This window comes from Pantoea sp. Tr-811 (genome assembly GCF_011752535.1).
In the GTDB taxonomy this organism is placed as follows: domain Bacteria; phylum Pseudomonadota; class Gammaproteobacteria; order Pseudomonadales; family Pseudomonadaceae; genus Aquipseudomonas.
Genome location: NZ_VWXJ01000005.1, coordinates 268,423 through 286,215, shown reverse-complemented (window position 1 = coordinate 286,215; position 17,793 = coordinate 268,423). Strand labels below are relative to the sequence as shown.

The 17,793-nt window shown below is 63.6% G+C and carries 14 protein-coding genes; 8 read left to right on the top strand and 6 right to left on the bottom strand.

Annotated elements, in window-relative coordinates; genetic code table 11:
• The first annotated feature begins 17 nt into the window (after window positions 1-17).
• A complete protein-coding gene (gene yegS / locus F3J44_RS10275) occupies window positions 18-899 on the top strand; it encodes a lipid kinase YegS (protein ID WP_205299810.1) in 882 nt (293 codons plus the stop codon).
• On the opposite strand, the gene F3J44_RS10270 is transcribed toward yegS, so the two are convergent.
• The 3 genes from F3J44_RS10270 to F3J44_RS10260 all read right to left on the bottom strand — a co-directional run bounded on the left by F3J44_RS10270 (window position 883) and on the right by F3J44_RS10260 (window position 3,280).
• A complete protein-coding gene (locus F3J44_RS10270; RefSeq protein ID WP_167272068.1) occupies window positions 883-1,542 on the bottom strand; it encodes a response regulator transcription factor in 660 nt (219 codons plus the stop codon). The two genes, yegS and F3J44_RS10270, sit on opposite strands and share 17 nt — an antisense overlap.
• A complete protein-coding gene (locus tag F3J44_RS10265) occupies window positions 1,539-2,417 on the bottom strand; it encodes a sensor histidine kinase (protein WP_205299809.1) in 879 nt (292 codons plus the stop codon). Before F3J44_RS10265 ends, F3J44_RS10270 begins: the two co-directional genes overlap by 4 nt.
• Window positions 2,418-2,857: 440 nt before the next feature.
• A complete protein-coding gene (locus tag F3J44_RS10260) occupies window positions 2,858-3,280 on the bottom strand; it encodes an Hpt domain-containing protein (protein WP_205299808.1) in 423 nt (140 codons plus the stop codon).
• A 351-nt stretch (window positions 3,281-3,631) separates the two neighbouring features.
• Between F3J44_RS10260 and F3J44_RS10255 the strand changes: the two genes are divergently transcribed.
• Window positions 3,632-4,567, top strand: a complete 936-nt coding sequence (locus F3J44_RS10255; protein ID WP_167057893.1) for a chemotaxis protein CheV — start codon at window positions 3,632-3,634, stop codon at window positions 4,565-4,567.
• Window positions 4,568-5,559: 992 nt separating this feature from the next.
• Here F3J44_RS10255 and F3J44_RS10250 read toward each other — a convergent pair.
• Complete coding sequence (locus tag F3J44_RS10250; RefSeq protein ID WP_167272064.1) at window positions 5,560-7,488, bottom strand: transglycosylase SLT domain-containing protein; 1,929 nt, start codon at window positions 7,486-7,488, stop codon at window positions 5,560-5,562.
• 223 nt (window positions 7,489-7,711) lie between these two features.
• Between F3J44_RS10250 and F3J44_RS10245 the strand changes: the two genes are divergently transcribed.
• The gene (locus F3J44_RS10245) at window positions 7,712-9,640 is read left to right on the top strand and encodes an ATP-binding cassette domain-containing protein (RefSeq protein WP_167069130.1); all 1,929 of its coding nucleotides are present in this window, start codon (window positions 7,712-7,714) and stop codon (window positions 9,638-9,640) included.
• Window positions 9,641-9,723: 83 nt separating this feature from the next.
• Here F3J44_RS10245 and F3J44_RS10240 read toward each other — a convergent pair whose 3' ends face one another.
• Complete coding sequence (locus F3J44_RS10240; protein WP_167272062.1) at window positions 9,724-10,164, bottom strand: universal stress protein; 441 nt, start codon at window positions 10,162-10,164, stop codon at window positions 9,724-9,726.
• A gap of 110 nt (window positions 10,165-10,274) precedes the next feature.
• Between F3J44_RS10240 and F3J44_RS10235 the strand changes: the two genes are divergently transcribed.
• On the top strand, window positions 10,275-10,712 hold the full coding sequence (locus F3J44_RS10235) for a hypothetical protein (RefSeq protein WP_167069136.1): 438 nt from the start codon (window positions 10,275-10,277) through the stop codon (window positions 10,710-10,712).
• Between the two features lie 142 nt (window positions 10,713-10,854).
• Here the strand turns inward: F3J44_RS10235 and F3J44_RS10230 are convergent, their stop codons facing one another.
• Window positions 10,855-11,211 carry a hypothetical protein gene (locus F3J44_RS10230; protein WP_167272060.1) on the bottom strand — a complete coding sequence of 119 codons (357 nt, stop codon included), beginning with the start codon at window positions 11,209-11,211 and terminating at the stop codon, window positions 10,855-10,857.
• Between the two features lie 17 nt (window positions 11,212-11,228).
• On the opposite strand from F3J44_RS10230, the gene fadB reads away from it, so the two are divergent.
• The 4 genes from fadB to topA all read left to right on the top strand — a co-directional run bounded on the left by fadB (window position 11,229) and on the right by topA (window position 17,626).
• On the top strand, window positions 11,229-13,376 hold the full coding sequence (gene fadB, locus F3J44_RS10225; RefSeq protein ID WP_167069139.1) for a fatty acid oxidation complex subunit alpha FadB: 2,148 nt from the start codon (window positions 11,229-11,231) through the stop codon (window positions 13,374-13,376).
• A gap of 31 nt (window positions 13,377-13,407) precedes the next feature.
• Window positions 13,408-14,583 carry an acetyl-CoA C-acyltransferase FadA gene (gene fadA / locus F3J44_RS10220; protein WP_167272058.1) on the top strand — a complete coding sequence of 392 codons (1,176 nt, stop codon included), beginning with the start codon at window positions 13,408-13,410 and terminating at the stop codon, window positions 14,581-14,583.
• Window positions 14,584-14,661: 78 nt separating this feature from the next.
• Window positions 14,662-14,913 (top strand): DUF1653 domain-containing protein, encoded by a 252-nt coding sequence (locus tag F3J44_RS10215; RefSeq protein WP_167069145.1) that lies wholly within the window; start codon window positions 14,662-14,664, stop codon window positions 14,911-14,913.
• 100 nt (window positions 14,914-15,013) lie between these two features.
• On the top strand, window positions 15,014-17,626 hold the full coding sequence (gene topA / locus F3J44_RS10210) for a type I DNA topoisomerase (RefSeq protein WP_167272056.1): 2,613 nt from the start codon (window positions 15,014-15,016) through the stop codon (window positions 17,624-17,626).
• Window positions 17,627-17,793: the final 167 nt, after the last annotated feature.

The following is a 17,793-nucleotide window of genomic DNA, read 5'->3' as shown; positions in this document are numbered from 1 at the left end:
TGCGGGGGAGAAGGGCAATGAGCAAGGCAATGCTGATTTTGCACGGCAAGCAGGCCGCGAACGAGGACGTGCGCCAGGCGGTGCTGGGCCTGCGCGAGCGGGGCTGGCAGCTGGATGTGCGGGTCACCTGGGAAGGCGGCGATGCCCAGCGGCTGGTGGGCGAGGCGCTGGCGGCCGGTTACAGCCATGTGGTTGCAGGCGGTGGCGACGGCACCCTGCGCGATGTGGCCGAAGCCATGGGGCAGGCCAATACCAAGGCCAGCCTGGCCCTGTTGCCGCTGGGCACGGCCAATGATTTTGCCCGGGCCGCCGGCGTTTCGCTGGTGCCTGCCGAGGCGCTGGCCCTGCTGGACATGCCGGCGATGCCGATCGACCTTGGGCGGGTGGGCGACCAGTTGTTCCTGAACATGGCCACCGGCGGCTTCGGCAGCCAGGTCACGGCCAGCACCTCCGAAGACCTGAAGAAAATGCTGGGCGCCGCCGCCTACCTGTTCACTGGCCTGACGCGCTTCAGTGAACTGCAAGCCGCCTCGGTGCGCGTGCGCGGGCCGGATTTCAACTGGCAGGGCGAGTTGCTGGCACTGGGCATCGGCAATGGCCGCCAGGCCGGCGGTGGGCAGGTGTTGTGCCCGCAGGCGCAGGTGGATGACGGCTTGCTCGACATCGCCATCCTGCCGGCGCCGCAGGAAATGGTCGGTGCGTTGCGTGACTTGCTCGCAGGCGACGGGCTGTTTGTGCGTACGCGCTTGCCGTGGGTGGAAATCCACTGCTCGCAGGGGTTGGACATCAACCTCGACGGTGAGCCGCTGCAGGCCGACAGCCTACGGTTCGAGGCAGTCCCGGCGGCGTTGCGCGTGCACTTGCCGGCGAACTCGCCGCTGCTCAGTCGTCCAGGCTGATGATTTTTTCGCGCACGGCGAACAACACCAGGCCGGCCACGTCGTAGATCTGCAGGCGCTTCATGATCTGCGAGCGGTGGGTTTCCACAGTCTTGATCGAAAGGCCAAGGCCCGCGGCGATCTCGCGGGTGGACTTGCCGCGCACGATCAGGCGCAGGATTTCCAGTTGCCGGGCGGTCAGGTTGTGGCGGTCGCTGTTGGCCTGCTTGCCGTGCTGGGCGCGCATCAGGGCCTGGTTGATCACCGTATGGGCAATGGCCGGGCTCAGGTAACGCTCGCCCGCCCGCAGCGCGGCCAGGGCCTGCTCCAGTTCGGTGGCGGTGGCGTCCTTGAGCAGGTAGCCGTGGGCGCCGCTTTCCAGGGCGCGCATGATCAGGTCCGGGTCGGTGTGCATCGACAGGATCAGCACCTTGCAGGTATTGCCAGTGGCGCGCAGCAGGGTGAGGGCATCCAGGCCGCTGGTGGAGCGCATGGAAATGTCCAGCAGCACGATGTCCGGCGCCACCCGCTGCACCTGCTCCAGCAACTGGTCGCCGTCGTCGGCTTCACCCACCACGGCGTAGCCGGGTATGTCGGACACCAGGGCGCGAACCCCGGCACGGATCAGCGAGTGGTCGTCCACCAGCAGCAATCTACAGGTCATGGTGTGGCAGGTGTCCTGGCGCGTTCATGGGTGCGTGGCGGCCACGGGAACAGCACTTCGATGCATGTGCCCCGGCCTGGCTGGCTGCTGACGTGCAGGCTGCCGTTGAGCGCCGTGGCGCGTTCCTGCATGCCGGCCATGCCGCGCTGGCCAGCCACGGCGGGGTCTGGCGCCGGGACGAAACCCTGGCCGTCGTCCTGAATCGACAGGGTAAGGCCGGTGGGGCCGCGCAGCAGGCGGATGGTGAGGTTGCGGGCGCCGGCATGGCGCAGCATGTTGGTGACCGCTTCCTGGGTGATGCGAAATGCCGCCATCGCCACTTCCTCACCAATGCCGCCCAGGCGCTGGTGGCACTCCAGGCTCCAGTGCACGTCGCTATTGGCCAAGGTACGCACCAGGTGGGCGCGCAAGCTGGCTTCCAGGCCCAGGCTTGCCAGTTGCCGCGGGTTTAGGATGGCGGATACGTCGCGCACCTTGCCCAAGGTGTCGTCAAGGGTGCTGCCCAGGGTGCCACAGGCGCTCTGGAGTTCGGCGGGCACCCGGCGCTGCAGCCATTGCAGTTGCATTCTGGCGGCGGTGAGCAGCTGGCCGATGTCGTCATGCAGCTCGCGGCTCAGGTGCTGGCGCTCGCCTTCCTGAACCTTGAGCATGCGGCCGGCCAGCTCCGCCGGGCGCAGGCTGATCGACCGCGCGCCACGGCTCAGGTGCCAGCCGACGCCTAGGGTGGCCAGCAACTGCAGCAGTACGAGGCTGGCAGGCATGGGCTGGCCTGCCATGAACAGCAGCAGGTTGGCAATCAGGGAAACCACGCACAGCGTTGCCGTTACCCAGCACAGCAAGGTGGCGCTGGACCGGCAGCGCAGAACAGTCTTCAAGCGTGGGAACATAGAGGGGAAGCCACTGAAGTCTTGCTGATGGAAGCCTTGCGCATGTTTTACCAGAGGCTTTGGCGTTGTGAGCCCAACAAACTCGAATACGCATCGACGCGCTTCGGGTACGGCTGGCCGGTGTTTGTTGGCGGGCATGTTAACACTTTGGGTGGCATTGGTCGCGGGTGTGAAGTGAGCTGAAACCCCAGCTTTTGCGGGCTGATCGTGAAAAAAACGGCGTGTTGTTATGTAGCAAACTGCCACCAATGAACCGGCTGCCGAAGCCTTTACGGCAACTTGCCAAGGTTGGGCTCAAGTACCCCACGGCGTAACTTGCTGAACTTCATTAGTTGCACGGCGGCGGTTGGCAGAGGGCGCGCTTAGTTGCCTGCGCACATCCCGTAGGCGCGAGCCCGTGGCGCTCAGGCCTCAACGCTCACGCAGGGCTAGGCACACGTTTGCGGGAGTGCTTGTTGCAGTGCCGCGGCCAGTTCGCTCAGCAGTGAGTCCTGCTCGCCGCTGTCCAGGGCCAGGTGGCCGGTGTGTACGTCGACCAGTTCCAGCTGCCAGGCCAGCAAGTTCAGGCAGGCGTCCAGCGCGGGCAGGGCGGCGCTGTGCAGGTGCAGTTGGCGGCAGGCTGGGGCCAGAATCTGCTGCAGGCGGGTGGCGTAGAGGGCGATTTCGCGTAGGCCCAGGCTGCTGGCGCGGCGGGCGAGGGTGTCGAGGGTACGGTCGAGGCAATGGCAGGCGTCAGGGTCGTTGGCGATCAGCTCCAGGTGCTGCAGGCATTCCTGGGACTGGGTCAGCAAGACTTGCGCATCCAGCAGGAATTCCTGCAGGGCGCTGCTGTTTGAGACTGTGCTGTCCATCAAGACACTCCGGCGCGTTGGGCTGGAGCAGGGGATGGCCACGCCATGACGATCGCTAGCAAAAGCCTGACTCCATTCATGCAGTGAGAATGGCGTCACATTAATGGCTAAAGGATGGCGCGAACATCAGGTTGCACCTGATTGCTCCTAGGGGTTTCCCTTAGAGCGGCCTAAGGTGCGACAGGTTGCCCTAGAAGGGATCCAAGGTGCGGGCAGCTGGAGTAAAGCATGATGCTATTGTGATATCAATTGCCCGGACGGCATTTTTACGCAAGGGTTAAGATGGCCGCCACGCCGCCGATATAGGGTGAATCCTTTCAATATTTTCGACTCAAGCCTGGGGGCTGTCCAATGGCTGGCATTCTTGACACGGTAGACCAACGCACGCAACTGGTGGGTGAGAACCGCCTGGAAATCCTGATGTTCCGCCTGGCCGGTCGCCAACTGTTCGCCATCAACGTGTTCAAGGTGCAGGAAGTGTTGCAGCTGCCCAAGCTGACCCTGATGCCGCAGCGCCATGCCTTCGTGTGTGGGGTGGTGAACCTGCGCGGGCAGACCCTGCCGGTGATCGACCTGTCCCAGGCCATTGGCATGCGCCCGCTGCAGCCGGGGCCAGACAGCACCATCATCGTCACCGAGTACAACCGCTCGGTGCAGGCGTTCCTGGTGGGCGGCGTCGACCGTATCGTCAACATGAACTGGGAGTCGATCATGCCGCCGCCTTCCAGCGCTGGGCGCCAGCATTACCTGACGGCGATCACCAAGGTCGATGAGCAGTTGGTGGAAGTGATCGACGTGGAAAAGGTACTGGCCGAGATCGTGCCGTACAACGCGCGGGTTTCCGGGGACAAGCTCGCCGACCCGGTGCTGGCGCGTGCCCGTGGGCGCGAAGTGCTGCTGGTGGACGATTCTAGCGTGGCGCTGGCGCAGCTGCGCGATACCCTGTCGCAGTTGGGGGTGAAGCTGCATGTGGCCAGCGACGGCCTGAAGGCCTTGCGCATGCTCAAGGGCTGGGCCGATGCCGGCGAAGACGTTTGCGAAAAACTGCTGATGGTGTTCACCGATGCCGAAATGCCCGAGATGGACGGCTACCGGTTGACCACCGAGATTCGCAGCGATGCACGCCTGCGCAAGCTCTATGTGGTGCTGCACACCTCGTTGTCGGGCAGCTTCAACGAGTCGATGGTGAAGAAGGTCGGTTGCGATAACTTCCTCTCCAAGTTCCAGCCCGACCGCCTGGTCGATGTGGTCAAGCAGCGCTTGATGCTGGATGCCACGGGCGGGTGACCTTGAGCAGCCCATCGCGAGCTAATCAAACACCAATCTGCAGGCCAGTGCCGCCTCGGTAGGAGCGAGCGCAGCTCGCGATTGGGCGCGCAGCGGCCCCGTGGTTTCAGCTTCGCAGCTCATGACGCGGGGCTGCTTTGCAGCCCATCGCGAGCTGCACGCTCGCTCCTACAGGGGGCTGCGTGCGTGCTTGAAAACGCGATCCGCGAACGTCTTGCCAGTCAAACACCAATCTCCAGGCCAGCGCCGTCTCGGTAGGAGCGAGCGCAGCTCGCGATGGGGCGCGCAGCGGCCCCGGGGTTTCAGCTTCACAGCTCATGACGCGGGGCTGCTTTGCAGCCCATCGCGAGCTGCACGCTCGCTCCTACAGGGGGCTGCGTGCGTGCTTGAAAACGCGATCCGCGAACGTCTTGCCAGTCAAACACCAATCTCCAGGCCAGCGCCGTCTCGGTAGGAGCGAGCGCAGCTCGCGATGGGGCGCGCAGCGGCCCCGTGGTTTCAGCTTCACAGCTCATGACGCGGGGCTGCTTTGCAGCCCATCGCGAGCTGCACGCTCGCTCCTACAGGGGGCTGAACGTGCGCGCTTGAAAGCGCGATCCGCGAGCGCCTTGCCAGTCAAACACCAATCTCCAGGCCAGCGCCGTCTCGGTAGGAGCGAGCGCAGCTCGCGATGGGGCGCGCAGCGGCCCCGTGGTTTCAGCTTCACAGCTCATGACGCGGGGCTGCTTTGCAGCCCATCGCGAGCTGCACGCTCGCTCCTACAGGGGGCTGCGTGCGCGCTTGAAAGCGCGATCCGCGAGCGCCTTGCCAGTCAAACACCAATCTCCAGGCCAGCGCCGCCTCGGTAGGAGCGAGCGCAGCTCGCGATGGGGCGCGCAGCGGCCCCGTGGTTTCAGCTTCACAGCTCATGACGCGGGGCTGCTTTGCAGCCCATCTCGAGCTCCTACGAGCGGGCTTGCCCCGCGAAGGGGCCGGCCCGGGCTCAACGATGCTCACATGTCATCGAAATACCGCTCATGCCAGTCCACCAGCGGCTGTGGCACATTGAGCTTCTGCCCGTAGATCACCGAATACGACAGCACGTTCTGCACATACTGGCGCGTTTCGTCGAACGGAATCGACTCCACCCACACGTCGAAACTCAGGTGCTTGGCACCCTTGAGCCACTGGCGCACGCGCCCGGGGCCTGCGTTGTAGGCCGCCGAGGCCAGCACGCGGTTGCCATTGAACTGGCCATGCACCTGGCTCAGGTAGGCGGCCCCCACCTGGATGTTCTTTTCCGGGTTGAACATCTGCTGTGGCGACGCCAGCGGAATGCTGAACTTGCGCGCGGTTTCCTTGGCGGTGGCCGGCATCACCTGCATCAGGCCACTGGCACCGACGCTGGAGCGGGCGTCTTCCATGAAGGCGCTTTCCTGGCGGGTGATGGCGAACACCCAGCTCGAATGCAGCCCACGCACCTTGGCTTCGCGTACCAAGGTGTCGCGGTAGGCCATGGGGAAGCGGATATCCAGGTCATCCCAGTACTGTGCCTGGCTGATGGTGCGGATGGCCGGGAAGTACCAGCGCATGTCATAGGCCAGGCGCGCCTGGGCGACCATTTCGTCGCGGGTGAAGTGGCGGCTGACGTGGTACCACTCGCGGCGGCCCTCGACGATCTGGCCACGGGCATGGAATTCCAGGGCGCGCTGGATGCCCGGGGTATTGCGCACCTTGTTCACCAGTTGCGGGCTGAGCACCAGCGGCCGGTTGTTCAGCTGGTAGGGCGTTTTCGCCCGGTCGGCCGCGAGGAAACCGTAGAAGTCACGCTCGCGCGCCACGTTCTTGTACAGCAGCGGCACCTGCGGGTTGCTTGGCTGGGCCAGCTCCAGGCTGCGTGCCTGCCAGTATTTCCAGCGGCTACTGCTGGCCAGGTCCTGGGGCAGGCGGCGGGTCAGCTCGTAGGCATCTTCCCAGCGCGCCAGGCGCAGCAGCAGGCGCAGGCGCCATTCGCTGACAGTGTTGTCGCGCAGTGCCGGGTCGTAGCGGGTCATCAGGTCGAGGGCGCGCGGGTCGTAGCGGCGCGCCAGGGTCAGGCCGATCTCGCGGGCGATGGCGACCTTCTCGTCGCGGGAGAAGTGCATGCGCTGGGCGTAGTCGTCGAGCAGGGCCATGGCCCGGTCCGGGTCCTGGCGCGCCAGGCGGCGCAGGCCAAGGCTCACCACATCGGACATGGCTTCGTTGACCGGGGTGAAGCGCGAAGGTTGGTCGAGCATTTCCGGCTTTTGCGCCACGTCGATCAGCAACCGGGCTTGCGGGCCCAGGGTGGTCAGGCCCTGGGCCAGGCTGCTAGCCAGGCTGTAGTTGCGCGCCTGGGCGGCAAGCTTGATGCGGTTCCAGCGCTTGGCTTCGGTCAACTGGCCTTCGGCGGCCCACATGCCGAACAGCGTGTCGCAGGCGGCCGGTTGGGTCTTGCCCACGTTCCACAGCTGTTCCGCACTGGCGAAGCCCTCTGCGCGCTTGCCGTGGCCAAGCTGGTACTGGCCGTTGAGGCAGTCCAGTTCGGTAAAGTTGAGCTTGGGGTCGTAGTATTTGGCGAAGGTGTCCCACTCGCCGCGCTCGGCCAGCCAGCGCAACCAGCGCAGTTTCATCCAGTTGGCCTGGGGTAGGTCGCCGTGCTTGGCCAGAAAGCCTTCGATTTCCTCGTTGCTGGCGGTTTTCAGGCGGGCGGTGAGCTCGTCATAGGCCAGGTAGGGGGTCAGTGGGTAATCGCTCAGGGCCTGGGCATAGCGCAGGTAGGGGCCTTTGTCGCCCTTGGCCAGGGCACGCTTGGCCTCGTCATAGTACTGGCGTTGCGTGGTGAGGTCGGCGGCCTGCGCCGCGCCGACGGTGGCGGCGGTGAGCAGCAGGCAGGAAGCAATCTGTAACAGGCGGCTGCGCATGATACGTCCGGGCAGTGGAACCAGTGGGGAAGTGACGGCGAAGCCAGCACTGTTGAAATCCAATGGCCTTAGCTTAGCCGTTTGCCGCCGGCCGGTGAAAGCGTTGTGCTTGTATCGAAACGTTAAGTTCGACCGAATGTCACAAAGCCCCGGCCAGGCCGCCAACTTAATGCTGCAAAGGGCCAACTCAGGTAGAATGCGCGCCCGCTTTCTGGAGACGAACATGACCCTGCTCAAATTCAGCGATGTGTCCCTCGCATTCGGCGCGATGCCGCTGCTGGACAAAGTGTCCTGGCAGATCGCCCGTGGCGAGCGGGTGTGCATCATCGGCCGCAACGGCACCGGCAAGTCGAGCATGCTGCGCCTGGTCAAGGGCGAGCAGAAGGGCGACGACGGCGATGTGTGGCGCGCCCCGGGCCTGAAAATCGGCGAACTGCCGCAGGAATTGCCGGTGGCCGACGAGCGCACCGTGTTCGACGTGGTCGCCGCGGGCCTCGACGGCGTTGGCGAGCTGCTGGCGCAGTTCCATCACCTGAGCCAGAACATCCAGGGCGACGACGACCTGGAACAGCTCATGCACGTCCAGCACGAGCTGGAAGTGCGCGACGGCTGGCGCCTGCAGCAGGTGGTGGAAAGCACCCTGAGCCGCCTGCAACTGCCGGCCGACAAAACCCTGGCCGAGCTTTCCGGTGGCTGGCGCCGCCGTGTGCTGCTGGCCCAGGCGCTGGTGTCCGAGCCCGACCTGCTGCTGCTCGACGAGCCCACCAACCACCTGGACATCGGTGCCATCGCCTGGCTCGAAGAAGCCCTCAACGGCTTCAACGGTGCGGTGCTGTTCATCACCCACGACCGTTCCTTCCTGCAGAACCTGGCCACGCGCATCCTCGAACTGGACCGTGGCGGGCTGATCGACTGGAACGGCGACTACGCCAGCTTCCTGGTGCACAAGGAGGCCGCACTGGCCGCCGAGGAAACCGCCAACGCGCTGTTCGACAAGCGCCTGGCCCAGGAAGAGGTATGGATTCGCCAGGGCATCAAGGCCCGCCGGACCCGTAACGAAGGCCGCGTGCGTGCGCTCAAGGCGCTGCGCGTGGAGCGTGGCGAGCGCCGTGAGCGCCAGGGCAAGGCGAACATCCAGATCGAGGCGGCGGACAAGTCCGGCAAGCAAGTTATGGTGCTGGAGAACGTCAGCTTCGCCCATCCGGGCGGCCCGCTGCTGGTCAAGGATTTCTCCATGGTGCTGCAGCGCGAGGACCGCATCGGCCTGCTTGGCGCCAACGGTACCGGCAAGACCACCTTGCTGAAAATGATGCTCGGTGACCTGGAGCCAACCGCCGGCAAGGTCGAGCGCGGCACCAAGCTGGAAGTGGCCTATTTCGACCAGCTGCGCCACCAGTTGGAGCTGGAAAAGACCGTTATCGACAACCTCGCCGAAGGCCGTGACTTCATCGAGATCGATGGCCAGAACCGCCACGTGCTGAGCTACCTGGGCGACTTCCTGTTCAGCCCGCAGCGTGCACGTACGCCGGTGAAAGCGCTGTCTGGTGGCGAGCGTGCGCGCCTGCTGCTGGCCAAGCTGTTCAGCAAGCCCGCCAACCTGCTGGTGCTGGACGAACCGACCAACGACCTCGACGTGGAAACCCTCGAATTGCTCGAAGAGGTGCTGTGCAACTACAAGGGCACGGTACTGATGGTCAGCCACGACCGGGCCTTCCTCGACAACGTGGTCACCAGCACCCTGGTGTTCGAAGGGCAGGGCAAGGTCCGCGAGTACGTAGGAGGCTACGAGGACTGGATCCGCCAGGGCGGCTCGCCGAAGCTGCTGGGCGTGGCCGAAAGCAAGGGCGGCAAGTCCGAGCTCAACAGCGCGGTGGTCGAGAAGGTGGCGGAGCCTGTGGCCCCAGCACCGGCGGCAGCGGCGCCTGATGCGGCGAAGAAAAAGCTCAGCTACAAGCTGCAACGCGAGCTGGAGATGCTGCCAGGGCAGATCGACGCGCTGGAGCAGCGCATGGCCGAGGCGCAGGAAGAAGTGAACGCTGCCGGTTTCTATCAGCGGCCGATTGCCGAAACTTCGGCGGTGCTGGCCAAGATCGAGAAGCTGCAGGGTGAGCTGGATGTGCTGGTGGAGCGCTGGGCTGAGCTTGAGGGCTGAGTAGCATTTGCCGGCCTCTTCGCGGGGCAAGCCCGCTCCTACAACGGCGGGCTTGCCCCGCGAAAGGGCCGGCAAAGGTTACATCACTCTTTCTTCAACAACCGCACCGCCAGCACATCGCAAGGCGCCCCGTGCAGCACGTCATTGGCCGTGGAGCCCAGCAGCAATGCCAGGCCATGCCGGCCATGGCTGCCAACCACGATCAGGTCGCACTTCTGTTCCTTGGCCAACTGGTGGATTTCCTGGCGCGGCTGGCCGTAGACCAGGTGCGAATCGCCGCGGTTGATGTCGGGGTACTTGTTGAACAGGCGATCCATGCGTTCCTTGGCCTGGTCGAACTGCTGCTGCTGCAGTTGCGACAGGTCCATCGGTACGTCGCCGCCAAAGGCCATGGCCATCGGCTCGACGATATGCACCAGCGAAACCTTGGCGCCCGAGGGTTCGGCGAGCTTCATGGCGCGCTTGATCACCGGGTCGCACTCTTCGGTAAGGTCGACGGCGACCAGAAGGTGTTCGTAGGACATGAGCTGTACTCCTGACAATCGCGATAGTAGAAGTATGGTCGCTTTCCGGCAGGTCATCCGTGAAACCTGAGTAACCCGCTCATTTGCAACGCTTTATGGAATCTACAGATATGACGGTATGGCTGGTTGTGTCAATCCTTGCGCTGATTCTCAGTCCGCTATCCTGGCTGCGCCTGTCGCGCAAGCAGGGCCAGCAGATGGACCTGCGCCTGGAAGCGCGACGCATGGGGCTGGCCATGCAACTGGCACCGCAGCAGTGGCCGCACTGGTTCGAGCAGGCGCCGCCGAGCCCATGCCCGCAATACCACCGTGGCCGCCGCCGAGGCCATGAAGACAGCTGGTGCTACTGGCAGGTCAGCCCTGGCGTGTGGTGGAACCAGTGGAAGGAAGTGTGCGAGGAGCCGCGCCTGAACGCCGTGTTCGCACGCCTGCCCGAGACGGTCTACAAGGTTGAGGCCGACACGCGCATGATCGCCCTGTACTGGAGCGAACGCGGGGAAAAATCTGTATTGCAGGATATTGCCCACGCCTTCGACAGCCTCGCCTGATCGCGCCGATACACCCACGCACGGCCCCCGCAAGGCCCCCGGCAATGCCCTGAACGACAAAGCGGCAACCTGCAGAACAGGTTGCCGCTTTGTCGTTTCTGCAGGGCAGAAAAAGGCCAGGCAGGCCGGGAAATGCGTGAAGTCATTCGCAGTGTAGCCATTCCCACGGCAAGTGCGTGAAAAAAACATGCAGCACCGCCCATTCCGGCGTGGTCAATCGCTGACATGAATGATCGGCAATCACTGTCATCATGTTTTGCCTCGCGGCGATACAAAATGACTGCAAAGTCGGGTTTTCAACCCGTTCGGGAGCATTTGACAACGCCGAACATTTCGGAGAATGTGTGCATACCCAAATCAAACGGGCGTATGAATTGAGCGTTTGTATGTCATACCGCTCATACAGAATCCCGACTAGCGCGCTGACGGGTGTGCCTGGGGCGAGGGCAGCATGGCCTACTCTTTCACCAGCGATCGGCGTGTACAGTTCAGCTTCCATATCGTGGAGATCAGTTGATGATTTACGAAGGTAAAGCCATCACGGTTAAGGCTCTTGAAAGCGGCATCGTCGAACTGAAGTTCGACCTCAAGGGTGAGTCCGTCAACAAGTTCAATCGCCTGACCCTGGACGAGCTGCGCCAGGCCGTCGACGCCATCAAGGCCGACGCCTCGGTGAAAGGCGTGATCGTCAGCAGTGGCAAGGACGTGTTCATCGTCGGCGCCGACATCACCGAATTCGTCGATAACTTCAAGCTGCCCGAGGCCGAACTGGTTGCCGGGAACCTGGAAGCCAACCGCATCTTCAACGCCTTCGAAGACCTCGAAGTGCCGACCGTGGCGGCCATCAACGGCATCGCCCTGGGCGGTGGCCTGGAAATGTGCCTGGCGGCCGACTACCGGGTCATGTCCAGCAGCGCCAAGATCGGCCTGCCGGAAGTCAAGCTGGGCATCTACCCAGGCTTTGGCGGCACCGTGCGCCTGCCGCGCCTGATCGGCTCGGACAACGCCATCGAGTGGATCGCCTCGGGCAAGGAAAACCGCGCCGAAGACGCCCTGAAAGTCGGCGCCGTGGATGCCGTGGTGGCGCCTGAGCTGCTGCAGGCCGGTGCCCTGGACCTGATCAAGCGCGCCATCAGCGGCGAGCTCGACTACAAGGCCAAGCGCCAGCCCAAGCTGGAAAAGCTCAAGCTCAACGCCATCGAGCAGATGATGGCCTTCGAAACCGCCAAGGGCTTCGTTGCCGGCCAGGCCGGGCCGAACTACCCAGCCCCGGTCGAAGCCATCAAGACCATCCAGAAAGCCGCCAACTTCGGCCGCGACAAGGCCCTGGAAGTGGAAGCTGCGGGCTTTGCCAAACTGGCCAAGACCTCGGTTGCCGAAAGCCTGATCGGCCTGTTCCTCAACGACCAGGAGCTCAAGCGCAAGGCCAAGGCCTTCGATGAAATCGCCCACGACGTGAACCAGGCCGCCGTGCTCGGCGCCGGTATCATGGGTGGCGGCATCGCCTACCAGTCGGCGGTCAAGGGCACCCCGATCCTGATGAAGGATATCCGCGAGGAAGCCATCCAGCTGGGCCTGAACGAGGCTTCCAAGCTGCTCGGCAACCGCGTCGAGAAAGGCCGCCTGACCCCGGCCAAGATGGCCGAGGCGCTCAACGCCATTCGCCCGACCCTGTCCTATGGCGACTTCGCCAACGTCGACATCGTCGTCGAGGCGGTGGTCGAGAACCCGAAGGTCAAGCAAGCCGTGCTGGCGGAAGTGGAAGGCCAGGTGAAGGAGGGTGCTATTCTGGCCTCCAACACCTCGACCATCTCCATCAACCTGCTGGCAAAAGCCCTGAAACGCCCGGAAAACTTCGTTGGCATGCACTTCTTCAACCCGGTGCACATGATGCCGCTGGTGGAAGTGATCCGCGGTGAAAAGTCCAGCGACGTGGCCGTTGCCACCACCGTGGCCTACGCCAAGAAAATGGGCAAGAACCCGATCGTGGTCAACGACTGCCCGGGCTTCTTGGTCAACCGCGTGCTGTTCCCGTACTTCGGCGGCTTCGCCAAACTGGTCAGCGCCGGTGTCGACTTCGTGCGCATCGACAAGGTCATGGAAAAGTTCGGCTGGCCGATGGGCCCGGCCTACCTGATGGACGTGGTCGGCATCGACACCGGCCACCACGGCCGTGACGTGATGGCCGACGGCTTCCCTGACCGCATGAAGGACGCCCGCCGCTCGGCGGTGGACGCCCTGTACGAGGCCAACCGCCTGGGCCAGAAGAACGGCAAGGGCTTCTACGCCTATGAAACCGACAAGCGCGGCAAGCCGAAGAAGGTCTTCGACGCCACCGTGCTCGATGTGCTCAAGCCGGTGATCTTCGAGCAGCGTGAAGTGAGCGACGAAGACATCATCAACTGGATGATGGTGCCCCTGTGCCTGGAAACCGTGCGCTGCCTGGAAGACGGCATCGTCGAAACCGCTGCCGAGGCCGACATGGGCCTGGTCTACGGCATTGGTTTCCCTCCCTTCCGTGGCGGTGCGCTGCGCTACATCGACTCGATCGGGGTGGCTGAATTCGTTGCCCTGGCCGACCAGTATGCCGACCTGGGCCCGCTGTACCACCCGACCGCGAAGCTGCGTGAAATGGCCAAGACCGGCCAGCGCTTCTTCAACTGAGTGGTCAACGAGCTAGAGCGAGAGATTTGATATGAGCCTGAATCCAAGAGACGTGGTGATCGTCGACTTCGGTCGCACCCCGATGGGCCGCTCCAAGGGTGGCATGCACCGCAACACCCGCGCCGAAGACATGTCTGCGCACCTGATCAGCAAGCTGCTGGAACGCAACGCCAAGGTCGACCCGAAAGAGGTCGAGGACGTGATCTGGGGCTGCGTCAACCAGACCCTGGAGCAGGGTTGGAACATCGCGCGCATGGCGTCGCTGATGACCCCGATTCCGCACACCTCCGCTGCGCAAACCGTCAGCCGCCTGTGCGGCTCGTCGATGAGCGCGCTGCACACCGCCGCCCAGGCGATCATGACCGGCAACGGCGATGTGTTCGTGGTCGGTGGCGTGGAGCACATGGGCCACGTCAGCATGATGCACGGCGTCGACCCTAACCCGCACCTGTCCTTGCACGCCGCCAAGGCATCCGGGATGATGGGCCTGACTGCCGAGATGCTGGGCAAGATGCACGGCATCACCCGTGAGCAGCAAGACCTGTTCGGCCTGCGTTCGCACCAACTGGCCCACAAGGCGACGGTCGAGGGCAAGTTCAAGGACGAGATCATCCCGATGCAGGGGTATGACGAGAACGGCTTCCTGAAGGTTTTCGACTACGACGAAACCATTCGCCCGGAAACCACCCTCGAAGGCCTGGCGTCGCTCAAGCCTGCGTTCAACCCCAAGGGCGGTACCGTTACTGCCGGTACGTCGTCGCAGATCACCGATGGCGCATCGTGCATGATCGTCATGTCCGGCCAGCGCGCCATGGACCTGGGCATCCAGCCATTGGCGGTGATCCGCTCCATGGCGGTGGCTGGGGTAGACCCTGCGATCATGGGCTACGGCCCGGTGCCATCGACCCAGAAAGCGCTCAAGCGCGCTGGGTTGAGCATGGCCGACATCGACTTCATCGAGCTCAACGAAGCGTTCGCGGCGCAGGCCCTGCCAGTGCTCAAGGACTTGAAAGTGCTCGACAAGATGGATGAGAAGGTTAACCTGCACGGCGGCGCCATCGCCCTGGGCCACCCCTTCGGTTGCTCCGGTGCGCGAATTTCCGGCACCCTGCTCAATGTGATGAAGCAGAATGGCGGCACCCTCGGCGTCGCGACCATGTGCGTAGGCCTTGGCCAAGGCATCACCACTGTCTTCGAACGCGTCTGATCGCGTTGCAAGGCAGCAGCCGGGGCCCTGTGCCCCGGCTTTTGTTTTTACAGAATTTGTTTCAAGAGGAAGGGCGGCATGCAGATACAACCAGGCGTTTACCGGCATTACAAAGGGCCTGAGTACCGTGTCTTCAGCGTTGCACGGCACTCGGAAAATGAAGAGTGGATGGTTTTCTACCAATGCCTGTATGGTGATTACAGCTTCTGGGTGAGGCCGCTTTGCATGTTCCAGGAGTCCGTCGAGGTTGACGGCGAGCAAGTGCCACGCTTTGCTTTGGTCAAGGCCGAAGAGGGCTTGCCTGAGTTGTCTGGCAAGTCGCAAGAGTGAACGACTGCGCTTGACCTCACTCATTCGCCACTATATATAGCGGTGCCGCGTCTGGCACCTGACGCGTTTTTCATCTTCAGATTCAGGAATACTCCGATCCATGGGCAAATCGCTGGTCATTGTGGAATCCCCGGCCAAGGCCAAGACCATCAACAAGTACCTGGGCAACCAGTACGTGGTGAAGTCGAGTATCGGCCATATCCGAGACCTCCCCACCAGCGGTTCGGCCAGCGCCAGCAAAGAGCCCGCCGCCAAGCGTGGCAAGGCTGCCGCGGGTGAGGCGCCGGCACTGTCGCCGAAAGAGAAGGCCCGCCGCCAGCTGGTCGCGCGCATGGGCGTGGACCCCGAGCACGGCTGGAAGGCCAAGTACGAGATCCTGCCCGGCAAGGAAAAGGTGATCGAGGAGCTGCGCCGCCTGGCCAAGGATGCCGACACCATCTATCTCGCAACCGACTTGGACCGCGAGGGGGAAGCCATCGCCTGGCACCTGCGCGAGGCCATTGGCGGCGACGACACCCGCTACAAGCGTGTGGTGTTCAACGAAATCACCAAGAAAGCGATCCAGGATGCGTTCTCGCAACCGGGCGAGTTGGACATCGACCGGGTCAACGCCCAGCAGGCGCGGCGCTTCCTCGACCGCGTGGTGGGCTACATGGTTTCGCCGCTGCTGTGGGCCAAGATCGCCCGTGGCCTGTCGGCCGGCCGTGTGCAGTCGGTGGCCGTGAAGCTGGTGGTCGAGCGTGAGCGTGAAATCCGTGCCTTCGTGCCGGAAGAATACTGGGAAGTGCACGCTGACCTGGGCACCGCCAAGAACGCCAAGGTGCGCTTCGAAGTGGCGCGCGAGAAAGGCGAGGCCTTCAAGCCGCTGAACGAAGCCCAGGCCATGGTCGCGCTGGAAAAGCTCAAGGCTTCCAGCTACAGCGTGATCAAGCGTGAAGACCGCCCGACCAGCAGCAAGCCGTCGGCGCCGTTCATCACCTCCACCCTGCAGCAGGCCGCCAGCAACCGCCTGGGCTTCGGCGTGAAGAAGACCATGATGATGGCCCAGCGTCTGTACGAAGCGGGCTACATCACCTACATGCGTACCGACTCGACCAACCTGTCGGCCGATGCCCTGGACATGGCGCGCAGCTACATCGAGCGCGAGTTCGGCAAGCAGTACCTGCCGGAAAACCCACTGGTGTACGGCAGCAAGGAAGGCGCCCAGGAAGCGCACGAGGCGATTCGCCCGTCCGACGTCAACACCCACCCGACCAAGCTCAGTGGCATGGAGCGTGACGCCGAGCGCCTGTACGAGCTGATCTGGCGCCAGTTCCTGGCCTGCCAGATGCCGCCTGCCCAGTACCTGTCCACCAGCGTTACCGTGGCGGCTGGCGACTTCGAGTTGCGCGCCAAGGGCCGTATCCTCAAGTTCGACGGTTACACCCGTGTACTGCCGCAACAGAGCAAGCCGGGCGAAGACGACGTGCTGCCGGAAATGGCCCAGGGCGAGGCGCTGAGGCTGATTCAGCTCGACCCGAGCCAGCACTTCACCAAGCCGCCGGCGCGCTTCACCGAAGCCAGCCTGGTCAAGGAAATGGAAAAGCGCGGCATCGGCCGCCCGTCGACCTATGCGGCGATCATTTCCACCATCCAGGACCGCGGCTACGTCACCCTGCACAACCGCCGCTTCTATTCCGAGAAGATGGGCGACATCGTCACCGAGCGCCTGTCGGAAAGCTTCTCCAACCTGATGGACTACGGCTTCACCGCCGGCATGGAAGAAAACCTCGACGACGTGGCCCAGGGCGAGCGTGACTGGAAAAACGTGCTGGACGAGTTCTACGGCGATTTCAGCAAGAAGTTGCTGACTGCCGAATCCGCCGAAAGCGGCATGCGCGCCAACCAGCCGACCATGACCAACATTCCGTGCAAGGAATGCGGCCGGCCGATGATGATCCGTACCGCCTCCACTGGCGTGTTCCTCGGCTGCTCGGGCTACAGCCTGCCACCGAAGGAGCGCTGCAAGGCCACCGTCAACCTGGTGCCGGGCGATGAAATTGCCGCGGACGACGAGGGCGAATCGGAATCCCGCGTGCTGCTGGGCAAGCACCGTTGCCCGATTTGCGCCACGGCGATGGATGCCTACCTGCTCGACGAGAAGCACAAGCTGCACATCTGCGGTAACAACCCGGACTGCGCGGGCTACGAGATCGAAGAGGGTAACTACCGCATCAAGGGCTACGAAGGGCCGAGCCTGGAGTGCGACAAGTGCGGTAGCGAGATGCAGCTCAAGACCGGCCGTTTCGGCAAGTTCTTCGGTTGCACCAACCCTGCGTGCAAGAACACTCGCAAGCTGCTCAAGAGCGGCGAGGCGGCGCCACCGAAGATGGACAAGGTGGAGATGCCGGAGCTCAAGTGCGAGAAGGTCGACGACACCTACGTGCTGCGCGACGGCGCTTCGGGGCTGTTCCTGGCTGCCAGCCAGTTCCCGAAAAACCGGGAAACCCGTGCGCCGCTGGTGATGGAGATCGTGCCGCACAAGCATGAGATCGACCCGAAGTACCACTTCCTGTGCGATGCACCGCAGAAAGACCCGGAAGGGCGCCCGGCCGTGATTCGCTACAGCCGCAAGACCAAGGAGCAATACGTGCAGTCCGAGGTCGATGGCAAGCCGACGGGCTGGAAGGCGTTTTACGACGGTGGTAGCTGGAAAGTCGAAGACAAGCGCTAAACCGTTAGCGCTGTCGTTGGGGCCGCTTCGCGGCCCTTCGCGGGGCAAGCCCGTTCCTACAGGAGAATGCGATCCCTTGTAGGAGCGGGCTTGCCCCGCGAAGGGGCGCAAAGCGGCCCCAATCATTTATGATGCAGCTATCCGCCTCGCAGCCTTACGGAGGGCAC